We start from the raw sequence: 18,126 nt of genomic DNA, 5'->3' as shown, positions 1-18,126 counted from the left end.
ATTCACAAAAATTTTGTTTAATAAAAGAGACAATTCTTAGTTTGCTTAATTGTAAAAGTCATGGAGCTTTTTTAATAATTCATACCTTGTTTTATAATATTCTAAATTTCTTTTGGCAAAAGAAATTTTAGGTCCTTTAGGATTGTTTAATTTTCCTTTTTTATGATTTGCTCATCAAGATTCTACTGTATTTGCATTTATATTATATTGTTTTGCTACTATTCAACAACTTTTTTGTTTAATTTCCTCAATGATTTTTGTTCTAAATTCTGATGTATATTTGTTATATTTTTGTCCTTTTTTTGCCATATAAAAATGCACCCCCTATAAAAATTTAGCAAAATCTTTTTTTATTTTACTTACTTTTTTGGGTGCACTCTAGTGCACTCTATATTTTTTTTCTTTCTTTTATATGTTAAACCAAACTTATTTGCTTCTTTTCACGCAAATAATGCCTCTCAGCTAAATTTTTGTTGATAAGTTTGTAAATATCATTGGTCAAATGATTCACAATCTTTTTGTGTTGCTTGATTAACAATATCGCCGAATATTCTTTGTGGGTTTTGTGCCATAATTTACTTCCTTCTTTCTTATTTATTAAATACATTGTCTGTATCTAAAATATTGTTTTCTTTATTTTCTGATTTTGGTACGCCACCAGTATTAACTGTTTGTACCTTAATTAATTCATCATAAACACTCTGCAATTGTGCTTTAATGATTTCAATATCATCAGTAATATCATAAGATTTTAATAAAACATTTTTAAAATCTTCATTATCAGTTAAAGAATTAATAAAATCAATTACTTCAATTTGTTTTAATTGAATTGTTTGTTCTTCAATTTGTGAAGTTAATTCAGTATTTTTTGTTTGTAGTTCGTTGATTTGTTGATTACTATTTTCTAAATTACTTGCATTAAATTCTTCAACTTCAACAGTATTTTCTAAAATAATTTCAGCAGTTTTAATATCTAAACTACCATCTTCATTTTTAATAGGTTCATTATTTTTATCAATAAGAACAAATTTTACATTTTTTAATGCCATTGTTTTTCCTCCTATTTTTTAATATTTGTATTTGTTCTTTTTCTAATCGCTTTTTGTATAATTTCGAAACTATCGACTCGAAAAGATAAAAAATAGCGTTTAGTTTTTATATTTAACTGATTAAATACTAAGCCTTTAATTTTTATCTCATCATCTTTTTTTAATTTCAAAAAAGCAGATACAACTGACGGATTATAAATTGATAATGTTGAGTAATTTAATCCTTCTCACTGACATTTCGCAGAACAAGCATCAACTTCAACACCACCAGCAACCAGTGCCTTAATTTTAGTTTTAATTGGGTTTTCATGTAATCTAACAGTTAATTCTAATTTATTAACTTTTTTATTTTAGATTTATTAGTTATTGATTTTTTAAGTAAATTACTTTTTGTTTGTGCCATTTTTTTCAACTCCTTCTGTTATAAAATATTGTAAATGTTTTCAAGCATCGTGTTCGTGCTCTGTCATTTTAATATTTCCTTTATAAATATAATTTTTCTTAACAACTGGCGATTGTAAAACATAATTTAAATTAAATAGATATTTACATAAAACTCTTAAACCACCAATAAATTTAGGAGTAGCTAATGGATTTTTTATTTTTAAACCTTTATTAAGTTGATAATCTTCAATTATTACAATAACTTTATTTAAATAAGAACAAATTTTATTTTTAAACTCATTTAATATTAAATACATATTATTTATTGCTTCTTCTTCATTTTTAGAATTAAAAGTAATATTATTAATTATTTTCTTTTGCAAAACATTATAAATAATCATACCAGTTTGTCCAATTCCAGCAGGCTCAATTGCAATAATATATTTTAATTTATTTGTTTTATTTTTTTGTCAATTTGTAATATTTTTCATCCATCGGATGCTAAATCTAAAATATCGTTAATTTTGTAATGTTGCATATAAGAAGCAATTACATCTCAATTGTTTTCAAATAAAATTAAGTACATTTTGGCTCATTCTAAACATTGCAAATCATAATGCTTTTTATGATGTGAAATACGACAATTAACAGGCTGACAATTAACTCAATCAAATGACGTTGTTATTTCATTTCAAGTTTTATTAATATACAAACTTTTATATTCTGTCATTTATCTATACTCCTTAATTATTTTTATTTGTTGCTCAAATTTCATCATTAATATCATTTACCGTTACTAGATAAGCTCGTATCATTAATTCTTGTAATTTATTTTTAATTTTTTTATTTCATTTTTTCATCAAATATTTTCCTTTCTGTAAAAAAACATAATATTCCTTTATTGGTTAATATTTTGATATTTAGTAAATAATTTATTTTAGTATTTAATTACTTCGCCCCCGCTTCACTTTGAAGGTGAGCGGGGGCGGGATAAGATATTTTGATAGAGTTTACCCCCATACGGAAATAAACAAAGAAACAGTTTACCCAGTTATTAATTACGCTTCATCCATCCCTAGACAACTTTATATAAAGAAAATAACCTTTTGGAGTTCCAACTCTCTTGTTTTTTTAGTGTCCGATATTATTTTTTTCGGTTTAACAGCACTCTTTTTATGAAAACAAGCAAAAAACACGCGCTCTGACATTTCGCAAGTGATTAATCTTGCCAAGAATTAAAGAAATAAATAGGAGTAGTAAATCCAATCGCTTTCACACTTTCTTTAAGGCTTCGTGCCATAGATGAGTTATTCATCTTTAAGCATCAAAATATTAAATTTTAAGTGCCGCATTATTCATCGGATAATACCTTTATTGAAAGGATTTATAAAAATATTGTTTATTTTGTGTAGGGAAAGCAGAATTTAATCTGTTTTTTTATGATAAAAGTTCTAAATTTAAAGATACTATCCGATGAATAATGCAAATAAATTTATGTTTTTTAATATAAAAATAAAAAAAACAATCTCACAAGAGTTGTTTTTTTGCCGGTTCATCGTACAGGACGCCATTTTTAAAAGATAGATGCAAAGGAATAATAACAGATCAAGGCAAAGAATTTGCTGATTGAGAAAAAATTGAAAAAATAACAAATGCTAAAGTATATTTTTGTGACGCTGGAACTCCAACACAAAAACCCAAAGTTGAAAGAGCAATTCGTGATTTTAGACATTGATTTTCCAAAGGAATTGATTTAAGTATTTATTCAAGAAATTATTATCAAGAAGTTGCCAATATAATAAACTATAAACTTAAAAAAATCTTTACATTGACTATCTTCAAAAGAAGTTTTTATACAAATGTTTAATTTTTAATATAATTACTTATAAAATTTTAATCATTTTATTTTTCGTTGTGTCAAAATTCATAAATTTAAGACAAAACTACTAAATTTTTTTAAAATAAATTATATTGAACATTTATTTTATTGATGTTATAATGAAATCAAATAAAGTGCTACACTTCATAGTACAATTTACAAATTCTAAAAATTTTGATTCTAATTCTGTCTTATTTTTTAAAACTTCTTCGTATTGTTCCTCTACAATTTCAAGTGCTTTTAATTTATCCGCTTTATTTTCATCTTCTACTTGTAAATTTAATGTTTCACTGTTATTTTTTGGTACCTTTAGATTTTCATCTACTTCTCTTGATGTTTGAACTTACTCCTCTAAACTTGTTGATGATACTGTCTTTTCTTTTCTTAAAGAATTCGAAGAATTCGAAGCACTACTACTTGATGGCGGACCTGATGGTCCAGACCCTCCTGATTCTTCAATTGGTTTTATTGGTGGAAATTCTCTTGGATTTGTTCTTCTTCCTGATGGTATTCTGCTTGATGTTCTTCTATGCGTTGGATTTCCAACTGATGTTTTTCTATTTGATGGACTTCCAACTGCTGTTCCTCCTTTTAACGAATGTATTACCTTTGGGGCTGTTGCTGTCTTAGATGGAGTTATTTTTGGTGATTTTGATTCTAAGACCGATGGTTCTTCAATACTGTCATTATTTTTTTCTTCAATCTTTATTCTATTTCCGATTTGGAATCTTTCTATATTTTTCATTAGCATTATTGTTATTAAAATATATACAAATAATATTATTTCAACTAAAATACTTATTTTTTTCACTAAATATCTTCCTTCCATAATTCACAAATTTTAAAAAATAAATTAATTTTCAAATTATTACCAAGATTGATTATTTGTATAATATTAACTATCTATATTAATTTTAAATATTTAATAACTTTTTTTCTATTTAGTTGTTATTATTTTAATAAACTAATAATTAATATAATTATTTTTATATGTAAAATTGTATCATAATTAGGTAGTTTATCATATCTATTTCAACATTAAAAAATATGATAAAACTACCTTTTTGTAGTTTTAATATCTGTTAAATTTTTCTTAAAAATTAACATAAAAAAATAATCATTTGGTCTAAAATTTAGATAAAAAATCTTGAATATTCTATCTAAATCTATTTAGGTTTGAAACTGACTTTGAAAAATTTTTAGTTTTGTCACTTTCAGATAGTATATCTAAACCTACAGATTCACTAATTTTTGATTTACCAAATTTATTTTATGCATATAAAATTAGTGCATAGACAGCTGGTTTTCTAATATTAGGAACTATCTAACTTTTATTCTATCTAATAAAAGAAAAAACTCTTCTTTTTTGAAGAGTTTTAAGGCTGATAAATTAAGTTTATTTTTAACATAAATGTACCATTAGCGAATTGGCCAGTTGATGTTTTAACCTTAATAATCAATTCTTGTTGTGGACTATTTTCTGTTGGGAAATTAAATTGTGCAATGAATTCTTCTGATTCTGTATCATAAGATAATAATTCTCATAAAATATTTGGCTGTTGTTCTTTTAAACTTGGATTTTTTATGATTCCATCATATAGGATTGCATTAACCATATTTTTTACTAATTCTTTTTTATCTGCTAATGTTCTTGGTAAACTACGAATAAAGATTGGTAACATTGAACTTGTTAAATCAAGATTAAACTTAATTGGGACAGTTGGGGTTAAATTTAATTTAAGAGTAACTTGACCTGTAAAAATAGCATTATTTTTAGATGAAAACTGCAACTCTAAAGGAATTTTATTATCACTACTACTTACATCATATTTATTAATCACTTCATCTAGTTGTTGACAAATTGACTCAAAGTAGTTTCAATCCGTTTGAATTTTAGAAAGCCCAAAAGTTGGTTTATCTTCATCAATAAATATTGAATTTTTAATAATATCGCCTCAAATTTGATAAGCTAAATATGGCACTTGGTTGTCCGAACTACTTTGTTTTCTTGGCACAAATTGATAAGTTTTATAGGATAAATCAACTACGGGGGTTTCTTCAATTGGCTTATTAACCATTTTAATTTGACCGTGAACAGTAACTTTAAAATCACGACCAGCAACTTCTTGTTTTCCAAAAATATTCATTACATAAGTTTCTCATTTTCCACTTTTTTTAGTTTCTTTTAAAGCATTACTTAGTCTGTCTAGGTCTTGAGGTTCAAAATTCACTAAATCACGTGATAAATGCGGATTCCATGCCTTATTATTAATCAATTTATCTCATACTAAATCTAAAACTGAGTTTGTTGTGTGTTTATCATCTTCAGCCAATAAAATTGGCTCTAATGCTAATAACCCAGGATCAATTCTTTGATTAATTAATGTTAATGTGATTGCAATATTGCCTTTAAACATTGGGTCAGTGTTAAGATTAAGTGCCTGCAAAGTAACTTTTTCTCTTCGCCCAATATTAGGTCAATTCTTATTAAATATTGATTGTCAACTTGTGGTGTCAAAATTAGTTAATGCTGGGCCACCATTGATGTTTGCTTCACGCATTATTAATTTTCAAATTCAATCTTTATCAACATTTGGTCGTTCTTGTTGAGTTACAACAATTGGAATTGATAATTCTATTGTTGGTGGTAATTCAATTTGATCTTTAACAATGAATCCAACAACTCGCATATAATGATGAATGCTTTCATCAATTGGTGTTGCTAAAAAATTCAACTCTGTATTACCACCAATATTTGGTTCTGTTACAGTATTTCAATCAATTTGATAGGCATTATAATCACTTGAAACTTGCGAATCATCGTTAAACTGTTGTTTAACTTCTTTTCACACTAAGTCATATAACTTTGCTGGTTCTAAGTTATTCTGCTGTAATTTCAAATTAACCATATCACGATAACTAATAATGCTTAATTTAATTGTAATTGTCCCACTAAAAAGACTTGTTGGCGTATTTGCTTTGCCATTATATTCAGCAAACATTGTTACAGGCAATGCTTTGTTATAATCGCCTGGCAATTGAAAACCTGAGATATCATAAGTTTCTGCATCAATTGGCGTTTCTGGTTTAAAACTATCAACGGCCTTTTCTCAAATCTCATTATATAATTCCTCAACATTTTCATATTTTGTGACATCTCATATATTTTCTAAGTTAATAATTTGACTAATATCCATTGACAACTTTTTAACTAAAGTAAAACGAACGGTAATTGAACCAATATATGGAATATCTTCATCGTGGCGAATTGTTAAAACAACATATCCAGTTTGTGGTGTATTAGCAGTAACCGGTTTTACCATATTTTCCGAATCAGTAATTTCAAAAAAATCTAAAAACAAATCTTGAGAGAGCCTCCCTTCAATTTTTGCTTGATTAAAAATTGATTCTTCTACAGTCATATTATTATCAGTAACAATAACATTATTAGTTAAAGTGAATTCTGTTGAAATATTCTCTCTTCCAGCAATTTTTGATGGAGAAGGCATTCCGCACGATATAACACTAGCTATCGGAGCACTTGTAGCCAGAAATGTTGTTAGGAGTGTTAAAATTTTACGCATGTAAATCCCTTCCTTTTCAAACATTAATATTTACTATTATTATACACATTTTCATATTTTATACATAAATTTTAAATATAATTAATGTTAAAACGGAAAGTAATTGCTTGAAGATAGTCTGGAACATTTTCTTTTGCTTTTAATTCTAATTTAATATCAAGAACAGTTAAATTACTATATCTTTCTTCACTGCTAATTTGCAATGCATAAAATCAATCATTAAAAGTAGCAGCACTATTATGATAATTATTTAAAGGTGTAAATGTGATAATATCTTTTGCAATTCCATTAGCATAATCTATTTGTGATACATTATCACTAATGTTTAAATTGTTTCCTACCATTTGACTAATATTTTGTATAAATTCCCATGTACGATTAACAATTTGTTTTTGTAACATTGTTTTAAATGAAGTTACATCATGTGGAATATTTCGAACATCAATATCAATGTAATTTAATGGTTTTTGTACTCCATATAAATTAGCACTTCAATATTTTGCAAATAAAGTATTTCGTTTTTGTTTATCACTAATTAAATAGGCATCATGATCACCAGGATTAACTAAATTAGTAATTGAATGTAATGATGGTTGATCAATTATTACATAGTTTGTTTTTGCCACTTGATTATTATTAAAACTAATTGTTAAATCACCATTTTCTTGAATCGTTCTTTTAACAACAGTATAATCTGCTTTTTCAATTATTCCATATGATTGAAATGGTAAAATATTTCAATCATAAACTCATTTATATTTTGAACTATTAGGGTTACTCAAAACATCTTCTTGTAATTCTCTAATTGCTGTTGCTAATGAATATTTTCCATTTAAAACATCTTTAATTTGCTCTCCCAATCGATTTGCAATCACATTTTGAATTGTTTCACCTTGCGGTAAAAACATAAAGTAAAATTGCTCTGGTTGGTTAACATTTAAACGTTTTGGTTGAAGATGTTGATATCAAAATTGTCATTCGGTTGGTACAAGTTCTTTTGGTAAGACTAAACCACGATTTTGTGATGTTTCTAAAATATTAATTAAAAAAATTAATAATTGTGGAATATATTTACCATTAATTTGAGTATCTGTTTTTGCAAAACTTTGCTCTGAATCACCCTTTTTATATGCTGACTGAATTACCCGATTAATATCAAGCATGTAATGCGTACTATCAATAGCAGTTCCTGGAAACAGTTGATCATTTTGATTAACACTTGAAATAACAAAATTACTATATGGATTATAATCACCAATAAATTCTTTATCATTTCCTTTATTTTCTGCATAAAAAGCAGCAAAACGTTCTTTATAGGCAGCATAAACTTGATCTGCTAATGCCAAACTATCATTAATACCATTAATCATAATATTATTAGCTTGTTTACCTAGAACATTTGTTTGTTTTTCTCAAATTGTTGGTTTTAAATCATCTTTGTTTCTTGTTTCTCCTAATTTAAAACTTAAAAAGTTTGATAAAAATCCTTCATTTCCAACAAATAGGGTTGGCATTCAAACCAGATTTTTTTGGATTACGTCTTCGTATTTGATTTTTAAAAATAATAAATTTTTCATCAAATTAAATTGGTTTTGTTGCACATCAGCAAGACATAACTGTTGTGTCCCTCATGAATCAGTATAAATATCTAAAATTTGAATTTGCTTAGGATCTTTGTATTTATTCTTAAAAAAGATATTGTTTGTAATGTATAAACTAGGTGCTTTTTCAAAAATTAAATTATAAGCATATTCTAATCGTAATGATCTCGCACGAGCGCGAGTTTGTGCAACTTGCCCAGTATTAGGGTCAAAAGGAATTTCATAAGTTTCAAAAACCGAAGTTGTTGTTGTATTATCGCGTAGTTTTGTTTTTGCAAAGTTAACTTCAAAATAATCCCCATCATTAACATCAGGCAAGGGTCCATCAGTTTCAATTTCACCATAATTTAAAATATTTGCTAAAAATGACACACCAAAATAAGCAGAGGGAATTAAAGCACCAAGATATAACACAGCACAAATTGCGGCAAGTCACCCTTTTTTACGTGATGCTACAGTAACATTCTTTGTTAAGTTATTAAGTTTTTGTCAACTACCTGGTTTTCTTGCCATTGAAATCTCCTTTAGTAAGCTTAATAATAGACCTATTGAATGGATTTATTATAACAAAATTAATATTAAATGCAAAGCAACCTTTTTGAACAAAATTAAGCTTTTTAATTGTTCTTTTTAAATAAAAAAAGTTACTTCTGTAACTTTAAATATGAATTGCATGGCCTTCTAAACCATGAGCAACTTCCATAATAATTTCTGATAGGGTTGGATGTGGGTGAACTGTTTTTGCCAATTCATGAATTGTTCCTTCTGTTTCCATACAAGCAGTAATTCCAGAAATCATATCTGTTGCTGTTGCAGCAACAATATGCGCTCCTAAAATTTCGCCATATTTTGGGTCACATAAGATTTTAACAAAACCATCAGTTTCACCATCAGCTATTGCTTTACCATTTGCTGATAACGGAAATTTAAATGCTTTATAAGCAATTTTAGCTTTAATTGCTTGTTCTTCAGTAATTCCAATTGTTGCTACCTCTGGGAATGAGTAAATACACGAAGGAATTCGATTATAATTCATTTTTACATTTTTTCCTTTAATACTATCAATTACTAAAATTCCTTGTGCTGAAGCAACATGAGCCAGCATCGCACGTCCCACAACATCTCCAATTGCATAAACACCTGGCAAGTTTGTTTTATATTGCTCATCAACTTCAATGTTTTTTCTTTCTCCGATTTTTAACCCAATGTTTTCAAAACCAGTTGTTACTGGTGTTCGACCAACTGAAACTAAACAATAATCTGATGTTAGTTTTACTTCTTTACCATCACTATTATCATAAATTACTGATTTATCTTTAATTGCTTTAATTTTCATTGAAGTCTCAATTTTTACCTTATTTTTAATCAACAATTTTGTTAATTCTTCACGAATATCTTTATCCAATAACTCTAAAATAGTGTCTAAACCTTGCAAAATTGTTACTTCGGTTCCTAAACGATGATATAAGCAAGCAAATTCAATGCCAATTACACCACCACCAATAATAATTAATTTTTTTGGAATTACTGGTAATGCTAAAGCTTCTGTTGATGATATAACATAACCAGCTTTTTCAGCTTGCTCAAACCCTGGTAATGGTAATCCACGTGAAACACTTCCAGTTGCAATAATTAAATTAGTACATAAATAACGTTTACCAGCAACTTCAACAGTATTTTTGTCAATTGCTTTTGCTTCGCCTTTAACTAGGTCAACTTTATTTTTTTTCAATAAAAATTCAACCCCTTTTGTTAATTGCGTTACTACTTTTGCTTTTCGTTCTTGCATTTTTATTCAATTTGGCGCTACTGCTGCTTTTGCGACATCAATCCCATAATTGTCAGCATGTTTCATCATATCATATACTTTACTACTTTTTAATAACGCTTTTGTTGGAATACAACCAACATTTAAACAAACACCACCATAATATTCTTTTTCAATAATTAGTGTCTTTAAACCTTCTTGTGCTGCTTTAATCGCTGTAACATAGCCACCTGGACCTGCTCCAACAATAATTACATCATATTTGTTTTCCATTTCATAACCTCTTCTCTTACAATAATAATAAAGCTGGTGATTCTAGTAACGCTGTTACTCGTGCTAAAAAGCGACCACCATCAGCACCATCAATTAAACGATGATCAATCGTTAACGATAATGGTAAGATTGAACTTATTTCTATTTCATTATTTTTATTAATAACTGGTGCTTTTTTAATGATTCCAACCCCTAAGATTGCTACCTCTGGGAAATTAATTACTGGTGTGGCAAATTCAATGCCCGCTGACCCAAAATTAGTAATTGTGAAGGTTCCATCTTTCATTTCATCAGGTTTTAATTTACGTTCACGTGTTTTTGCTGCTAAATCATTAATCATTTTTGCAATTTGCAGAATATTTAACTGATCAACCCCTTTAACAACAGGAACCATTAAACCAGTCGGTGTATCAGTTGCCATTCCAATATTATAATAGTCTTTAAAAATAATTTCTTGTTGGTCTTGATCATATGACGCATTTAAAATTGGAAAATCTTTTAAAGCAATTGCACAAGCTTTCATAAAAAAAGGCATATATGTTAACTTGATTCCTTGTTGTTCTGCTTGACTTTTTAATTGTGTTCTAATTTCAATTAATTTTGTTACATCAATATTTTTCATTAATGTTGTCTCAGCAATAACAGTTTTTGATAAAGTCATTTGTTTTGCAATTGCTTTCCGAATTGGTGACATTGCTTCGCGGCGAACAGCACCAGTTGCATTAATTTGCGGAATATCAATTGGCAATGTTGATAAAGTAGAACCAGTTACTGCCCTTTTCGCCCTTTGGTCTAAATCAGCTTTCATAATTTTACCGTTTGGTCCTGAACCTTGAATTTGTGTTAAATCAATTTTTAAATCAGCTGCCATTTTTCACACAATTGGTGTTGATAACACATTTTTATTATGATCAACATTAGTATTACCATTACTTGGTAAATGACGTGGTGCTAAAACGGTATTAGAAATAGGAACTGCTCCAACTACTCCTGCTGCTTTTTCTTCTTCAACTGGTGCTACTGTTGGTTGTTCGGGAACTGCTGGTGCTGGACTATCGCCAGCAGTACCATCATCAATTTCAACTACTACATCACCAACATAAATTGTATCGCCAACTTTCATATTAATTTTGCTAACAATACCATCACATGGTGCAAAAATTTCCGTATTAACTTTATCAGTTTCAACGGCAAACATTTCATCTCCGTCTTTAATTTTGTCACCAACTTTAATCATAACGTTGGCTACTTTTCCTTCTGTTAATCCTTCACCGATGTCGGCGAATTTAAATTTTACCATTTTTACTTTCAACTCCTATCTAAAATTGGTAGTTAACTAATTCTTTAATTTTAACTACAATTTTTTGAACTGATGGTTGATGATAATGTTCACCACGATCAAATGGAATAATAATATCATAACCAGTTACTCGTACCGCTGGGGCTTTTAAATATTCAAAACATTTTTCATTAACAGTTGTAATAACTTCGGATGCGACTGAAAATGAACGAACAGCTTCATGAACAACTAAAATTCGTCCTGTTTTTTTAACAGATTCAATAACGATTTCACGATCTCATGGTTGAATTGTTCGTAAATCAATTAAATCAGCATTAACAGAAAAACTTTCTTCTTTTAATTGTGCTAAAGCTTTTTCACATTCACTAACTTGTGCTCCATAAGTAACAATTGTTAAATCATCTCCTTCTTGAATTTTATAACCTTCACCAATTGGTAAAGTATAATATTCATCAGGAATTTCTTGTTTAAAAGCGCGATATATCTTCGTTGGTTCTAAAAAGATAACTGGATCAGGTGATTCAACAGCTGCTAAAAATAATCCTTTGGTATCATATGGAGTTGAAGGAATAACTACTTTTAGACCTGGATTATGTGCAAACATTGCTTCAACTGCTTCAGAATGATGTTCTAACGCACGAATTCCACCACCCATTGGCATACGAACAATTAATGGACAAGTAAAACGACCGCGTGAACGATTACGTAATCGAGCAACATGGGTAAAAAGTTGCTGAAATGCTGGATACGAAAATCCTTCAAATTGCATTTCAACAATTGGTTTCATTCCGTTAATGGCCATCCCCACTGCTGTTCCAACTAATGTTGCTTCGGCAATTGGCGCATCAAAACAACGGTTTTCACCATATTTTGCTTGTAAACCAAGAGTAGCACGAAAGACTCCTCCTTCAAAACCAACATCCTCACCATAAATCACAATATTTTGGTGTTTTTCCATTGCTAAATCTAAAGCATGAGTTAATGCTTGGATATTATTTACAACTGGCATTAGTGGTGTCCTCCTTTACTTGGATATTTTGCAAAAAATGCTTCTGCTTCTTGATATTGTTCTTCTAAAAATTTTGGCATTTCAGCATAATTGTAAGCAAAAATATCATGAATTGAAACAGTATTGTTTGCTTCAACTCATGCAAATTCATCTTTAATAAATTTATCTTGTTCAGCATCTAATTTATCTTGTTCTTTTTCTGATCATTTTTTTTGTTTAATTAAATAAGCTTTTAAACGAATTAAAGGGTCTTTTTTTAATGCCTCTTGATGTAATTTTTCATCACGATAAACCTTGGGGTCATCAGCTGATGAATGCGCCCCAATTCGATAAGTATTACATTCAATTAATGATGGTCCTTCACCTTTACGAGCAAATTTAATAGCTTCTTGCACAGCAGCATAAACTGCAAAAAAATCATTCCCATCAACTAAAATATTTCGCATTCCAACCGCAATTCCTTTTACTGCAAAGTTTATTGCTTTCGTTGCTTTACAACGCGGAGTTGAAATTGCATACTGATTATTTTCCACAATAAAAATTGCTGGAACTTCATGTAACTTCGCAAAGTTCATTGCTTCATAAAATTCTCCTTCAGAAGAACCACCATCACCAGTTGTTGTAATAACAACACCATCACGTTTATTATATTTTTCAGAAAATGCTAACCCAGTTGCATGCGAATATTGTGTTGCAATTGGAATATTAATTGGTAAAGTATTAATTCCTTCTGGCATATAACTTCCCATTTCATTTCCACATCAATATAACATAATATTGCGCATTGGAACACCTGTTGCTAATCAAGCAGCATTATTTCGATATGCTGAGGAAAATCAGTCTTTTCCTTTAATAATTTGCATTCCGTATGCTACTTCAGTTGCTTCTTGCCCAGTTGATGAAAGAAATGATAGCATTCTTCCTTGTCTTTGAATTTTATTTTGAAAATCATTTTGGCGACGTGATAAGCACATTAATTTATACGCTGTTAAAACTTCATCGTCACTAATTTTTGGCATCAAATCTGGTTTAACAATCTTTCCCGTTGCATCCATAATTTGAAGCATTTCATTTTTTAACGAATCAAATTTGTTAAAATACATCTTTTTGATTCCTGCCTTTCCTGTTTTTTAAATATTTTTAGGTAAAAATAACATCTAAAATTTCTTGTAGTTCAAATTTATCTCCAAAAATATCTTTAATATTAATTTCTAATAATTTTGTTTTTATTTTATCCAGATTATATTCACAACCTGTTAAAAGAGTTTCAAGTGGCTCTGTTCCACCAGAACCTAAAAAATCACCAAAAAATTTAATGTTCGTAATTTTTCCTTCATTAACATTTAAACGCACATCAACGGTACCTTTTCCTTCATATCGAATTTTATTCTGATAACTAAATTCAGGTGAATTACCAAAGTTTCATTCCCATGTTCGATATTTTTCATTAGCTAGTTTATTAACTGCCGCAATAATATCTGGTGGTAAATCTAACACTGGTGTTCCTTGTGCTAAAAACTCATTAATAATAAATAGCATAAATTCATCAATTGTAATATCATTTGTTAATAATGGTCGAATATTAGTCACTCGTGCCGGAATTGATTTAATTCCTTTTGAAATAATTTTATCTTGACTAACATTTAAGTATTTTTGCATTTTACTTAAATCAACATCAAATAAAAATGTTCCATGGTGTAGCAACCGATTTTTATACTTTATTTGTGCATTACCAGAGATTTTTTTGCCATCAATTTCAATATCATTTTTACCAGCAAACTTAGCATTTAAAGCAAGTTTTTGTAAAACATTAATAATAGGTTGTAAAATACTTTCATAATTTTGCGCTATTTTATCATCTTTATTAACAATAATGGAAAAACACAAATTACCATCATCTTGATAAACAGCCCCACCACCTGTTATTCGACGAGCAACATTCACCTTATCAGTTTCAACCGCTTGTAAATTAATTTCTTCAATCGTATTTTGATTTCGACCAATAACAATTGTATTAAAATTTTTTCACAAAAAGAAAATGTTGTCTTTAATATCACTTTTTAAAAGATACTCATCTAAAGCCAAATTAAAATAAACATCTGTAGAAGAATTTTTAAAACAAATCATTTTTCTTATTTTTTAAAGTAATTTAATCCTAATACTTCTAAGCCTGGTAAAGTAATAAAGTTATATGGCTTATTAAAATGTGGCAAGAAGAAAATATCAATTAATGGTAGTTCATCAATTGTAACTCCCTTCATAATTGCTAATGAAAACATATACATAACTTCGGTATGATTAGCATCTGAAGCTACTTGTGCACCAATAATTTTTCTTGTTTTTTTGTCTCAAAGAATTTTAATTAAAACTTCTTGATATGTATCCATAAATTCTGGACGATCATTATCCGTAAATGTAATTTGATCGTAATCAAATTCTAAATCTTTTGCCACCGTTTCTGTCATTCCTGTTGAAGCTAGCGCTCAACCAAAAACATTAATTGCATTTGAACCTTGGAATCCTGGTGATGCTAAACCTGCTGGTTTTAAGGCATTAACAGCTGCAATAACTCCTGTTCGGACAGCATTTGTTGCTAAAGCAATATATGCTGGCTGTTTCTTAGCATTATCATAAACTTCAACACAATCACCAATTGCAAAAATATTTGGGTCTGATGTTTGCATATATTGATCAACTTTAATGGCTGCATTTTTGTCTAAATCAATAACACCATTTAAAATTTCTGTTGCAGGTTTAAAACCAACTGACCAAATTACTAAATCAGCATCATATGAACCTTTATCTGTTACTACTTTTGTTACTTTATTATTGTTACCCTCAAATTTAATAACTTTTTCGCCACCACGTAAATTAACACCCGCTTTACGCATTGCTGCTTCAACTTTATCAGTAAAAGGTTTATCGTAATAACGTGGCATAATGCGATCTGAAATATCAACTAAAGTAACATTTTTTCCTTTTTGATGAAAAGCATCAACTAATTCAACGCCAATGTATCCTGCCCCACATACAACAACATTTTGAATATTTTTGTCATCATTTGCTTTTTTTACTAATTCCCCATGTTGAAATCATTTAACAATATGAACACCTTCCTGCTTAATTCCTTCAATTGGTGGAATAATTGGTCAAGAACCAATCGCTAAAATCAATTTATCATAATTATCATCAAATTCATTTCCTGATTTTAGATCTTTTACACGAATTTTTTGATTTTTATTATCAATTGATAATACTTCATGCTCCATGTTTACTTTAATACCTTCATTTTTTAATACTTCTGGTAAAGCATAAAATAAACCGTTTGGATCTTTTACCTTTCCTGAAACTCATAGTGCAATTCCGCATCCTAAAAATGAGATATTGTTGTTTTTATCATAAGTAACAATTTCTGCTTTCGGATCTAATCGTCTTAAGGTTCTAACAGCAGTTGTACCTGCATGGTTAGTTCCAACTACAATAATCTTCATGTTATATTCTCCTTTTCTATTCTTAGTAGTATTAATAGTTCTTTCGATATAACTAACTAAATGTGCCAATAGTTATTTTGTTATGGCATTTATTCCTGAAAATTAAATCATACCGTAATCTTATTATATACCTGTTATAAAAAATAAAAAAGAAAAATCAAATGAAAAACAGAAAAAATTGCAAAAAATATAAAATTTTAAAAAAATTTTAAACTTTTTACAATTAAATTAATCATTATTTTTCAAAATGTTTTAAAAATCAACGGCCTTCAACAGATAACAAGCGTTGTGTTTGCTCATTAAGCAATGTTTTTTCTAGTTCTTTATCAATACGGTAAATTCGTGCATCTAAATTATCTAAAAATGATAAGATTTCTGCTTCTAATAAGTGTGGTTCAACAGGTGAACCATATTCCAATCGACCATGGCTAGCTAAAATCATATGTTCTAATAAAACAATTTTTTCTGAATTTAAATTATTACTTTGGGCAAGATGATTTAATTCATTTGCCATAATTGAAATATGACCAAGTAATTTTCCTTCAAATGAAAAATCATTTGTAGCACCACTTGTAATTTCAATAACTTTTCCTAAATCATGTAAAATAACACCACAATATAATAGTTCCGCATCAATTAAACGATCATGATAAACATTGACAACATTTTTTGCCATTTGCAGCATAGTTAAACTATGCCAAATTAAACCTGATTTAATTTCATGATGATTACGAATAGCAGCTGGTCAAATTTTAAATTGCTCACCATATTTTGCTAAAATTAAAGTCATAATTTCACGATATTCGGTTGTTTTCATTTTTTTTACTGTTGTAATAATTTCATCATACATTGCATCTGCTGGAAGCGGCGCAACTTCAATAAAATCATCTAGATTAATACTGGCATTATCAACAATATTATAACTATTAATTTTTGCTTGTAAAACTTTTCGATACTCAATAATATTAATATTTACTTTGTAACAATTACCTTTAATTCAACTTTCAATGTCAGCAGGACGAGCATCTCATAACCTTGCTTCAATTGTTCCAGTACGATCTTTCAAGGTTATTGATAAATAAGTGCTGCCATTAGATGCTGTCCCTTGGGTCACCTTATCAGCAATTACGATTAATTCTACATTATTAACTTCTTTTGTTAAATCTTTAATATTCATTTTTCCCCTCCTAGAAATAAAAAAGTGAGTAATGACTTTTTATCTTATAATAAAAGCCCTGGATTTGATAATAAATATGCAACATAATGGATAAATTTACTTGCTTCAGTAATATCAATTACAGCTTCATTATACCCCAATGTAATTACCATAATATCACGAATTGCAATATTATTTTTTTCAACCACAACAGGTTTTTTAAAAATAATACCCATTGCAATTCCGGCAACATTATCATCTGGAATTGTAAATGTTCCCCGTGTTATTCCATATTCCCCATAATTTATAATTGAAAATGAGGCATCTTGACAGTCCTTTTCTTTTAATTCATTACTAATACTTTTACTTATTAATTTTGTTACCTTTGAAGCAATTTCTTTAATTGAAACATTTTTTAAATTATATAAAACAGGCATTTTTACTACAGTATCACTATCTACACTAAAAGCAATATTATAAAATCATTTTAATAAAATTTCATTTTTTTGACTAATAAAGGATGCATTTAAAACAGGGAATTTTTTTAATCCATCATAGACTGCTTTAACATAAAAAGGCAATAATGTTAATTCAATATCATTTTGTGAATATGCTTCACGCATAATTGACAA

At 28.5% G+C, this 18,126-nt stretch carries 17 protein-coding genes and 1 pseudogene; 1 reads left to right on the top strand and 17 read right to left on the bottom strand.

Features of this window, described 5'->3' with window-relative positions; translation table 4 throughout:
• Positions 1–45: 45 nt before the first annotated feature.
• The 6 genes from AACL22_RS10930 to AACL22_RS10905 form a co-directional block, all read right to left on the bottom strand.
• Positions 46–309, bottom strand: a complete 264-nt coding sequence (locus AACL22_RS10930) for a hypothetical protein (RefSeq protein ID WP_338988774.1) — start codon at positions 307–309, stop codon at positions 46–48.
• Positions 310–359: 50 nt separating this feature from the next.
• The gene (locus AACL22_RS10925; RefSeq protein ID WP_338992122.1) at positions 360–572 is read right to left on the bottom strand and encodes a hypothetical protein; all 213 of its coding nucleotides are present in this window, start codon (positions 570–572) and stop codon (positions 360–362) included.
• Between the two features lie 18 nt (positions 573–590).
• Positions 591–1,049 carry a hypothetical protein gene (locus AACL22_RS10920; RefSeq protein ID WP_338989091.1) on the bottom strand — a complete coding sequence of 153 codons (459 nt, stop codon included), beginning with the start codon at positions 1,047–1,049 and terminating at the stop codon, positions 591–593.
• Between the two features lie 11 nt (positions 1,050–1,060).
• Positions 1,061–1,219 carry a hypothetical protein gene (locus AACL22_RS10915; protein ID WP_338992121.1) on the bottom strand — a complete coding sequence of 53 codons (159 nt, stop codon included), beginning with the start codon at positions 1,217–1,219 and terminating at the stop codon, positions 1,061–1,063.
• 213 nt (positions 1,220–1,432) lie between these two features.
• Complete coding sequence (locus AACL22_RS10910) at positions 1,433–1,924, bottom strand: hypothetical protein (protein WP_338992120.1); 492 nt, start codon at positions 1,922–1,924, stop codon at positions 1,433–1,435.
• Complete coding sequence (locus tag AACL22_RS10905; protein ID WP_338989094.1) at positions 1,879–2,163, bottom strand: hypothetical protein; 285 nt, start codon at positions 2,161–2,163, stop codon at positions 1,879–1,881. Before AACL22_RS10905 ends, AACL22_RS10910 begins: the two co-directional genes overlap by 46 nt.
• Positions 2,164–3,003: 840 nt before the next feature.
• On the opposite strand from AACL22_RS10905, the pseudogene AACL22_RS13925 reads away from it, so the two are divergent.
• A pseudogene (locus AACL22_RS13925) lies at positions 3,004–3,307 on the top strand (transposase); the annotation flags it as partial.
• Between the two features lie 348 nt (positions 3,308–3,655).
• Here AACL22_RS13925 and AACL22_RS10900 read toward each other — a convergent pair.
• The 11 genes from AACL22_RS10900 to AACL22_RS10850 form a co-directional block, all read right to left on the bottom strand.
• The gene (locus AACL22_RS10900; protein WP_338992119.1) at positions 3,656–4,123 is read right to left on the bottom strand and encodes a hypothetical protein; all 468 of its coding nucleotides are present in this window, start codon (positions 4,121–4,123) and stop codon (positions 3,656–3,658) included.
• Between the two features lie 565 nt (positions 4,124–4,688).
• Complete coding sequence (locus AACL22_RS10895) at positions 4,689–6,896, bottom strand: hypothetical protein (RefSeq protein ID WP_338992118.1); 2,208 nt, start codon at positions 6,894–6,896, stop codon at positions 4,689–4,691.
• Positions 6,897–6,967: 71 nt separating this feature from the next.
• The gene (locus tag AACL22_RS10890) at positions 6,968–9,010 is read right to left on the bottom strand and encodes a hypothetical protein (protein WP_338992116.1); all 2,043 of its coding nucleotides are present in this window, start codon (positions 9,008–9,010) and stop codon (positions 6,968–6,970) included.
• A gap of 145 nt (positions 9,011–9,155) precedes the next feature.
• Positions 9,156–10,538, bottom strand: coding sequence for a dihydrolipoyl dehydrogenase (gene lpdA, locus AACL22_RS10885; RefSeq protein ID WP_338992113.1), 1,383 nt, complete (start codon positions 10,536–10,538; stop codon positions 9,156–9,158).
• A gap of 16 nt (positions 10,539–10,554) precedes the next feature.
• The gene (locus tag AACL22_RS10880; RefSeq protein ID WP_338992111.1) at positions 10,555–11,838 is read right to left on the bottom strand and encodes a dihydrolipoamide acetyltransferase family protein; all 1,284 of its coding nucleotides are present in this window, start codon (positions 11,836–11,838) and stop codon (positions 10,555–10,557) included.
• Between the two features lie 19 nt (positions 11,839–11,857).
• Entirely contained in the window at positions 11,858–12,847 is a 990-nt protein-coding gene (locus AACL22_RS10875; RefSeq protein ID WP_338992109.1) for an alpha-ketoacid dehydrogenase subunit beta, read from the bottom strand.
• Positions 12,847–13,950 carry a pyruvate dehydrogenase (acetyl-transferring) E1 component subunit alpha gene (gene pdhA, locus AACL22_RS10870; protein WP_338992107.1) on the bottom strand — a complete coding sequence of 368 codons (1,104 nt, stop codon included), beginning with the start codon at positions 13,948–13,950 and terminating at the stop codon, positions 12,847–12,849. The genes AACL22_RS10875 and pdhA overlap by 1 nt, the downstream gene beginning before the upstream one ends.
• Before the next feature lie 37 nt (positions 13,951–13,987).
• Positions 13,988–14,974: a lipoate--protein ligase gene (locus tag AACL22_RS10865; protein WP_338992106.1), complete on the bottom strand. Its 987-nt coding sequence runs from the start codon at positions 14,972–14,974 to the stop codon at positions 13,988–13,990.
• Between the two features lie 5 nt (positions 14,975–14,979).
• Entirely contained in the window at positions 14,980–16,338 is a 1,359-nt protein-coding gene (locus AACL22_RS10860) for an FAD-dependent oxidoreductase (RefSeq protein WP_338992105.1), read from the bottom strand.
• A gap of 235 nt (positions 16,339–16,573) precedes the next feature.
• Positions 16,574–17,515 (bottom strand): 3'-5' exoribonuclease YhaM family protein, encoded by a 942-nt coding sequence (locus AACL22_RS10855; protein WP_338992104.1) that lies wholly within the window; start codon positions 17,513–17,515, stop codon positions 16,574–16,576.
• A gap of 44 nt (positions 17,516–17,559) precedes the next feature.
• Positions 17,560–18,126, bottom strand: coding sequence for a 2-oxo acid dehydrogenase subunit E2 (locus tag AACL22_RS10850; RefSeq protein WP_338992103.1), 567 nt, complete (start codon positions 18,124–18,126; stop codon positions 17,560–17,562).

Origin of the sequence: Spiroplasma endosymbiont of Seladonia tumulorum, assembly GCF_964020235.1 — a bacterium.
Classification (GTDB): Bacteria; Bacillota_I; Bacilli_A; order Mycoplasmatales; family Mycoplasmataceae; genus Spiroplasma.
The sequence above is the reverse complement of the archived record's forward strand: the minus strand, read 5'-3'. Positions and strand labels throughout refer to the sequence as shown.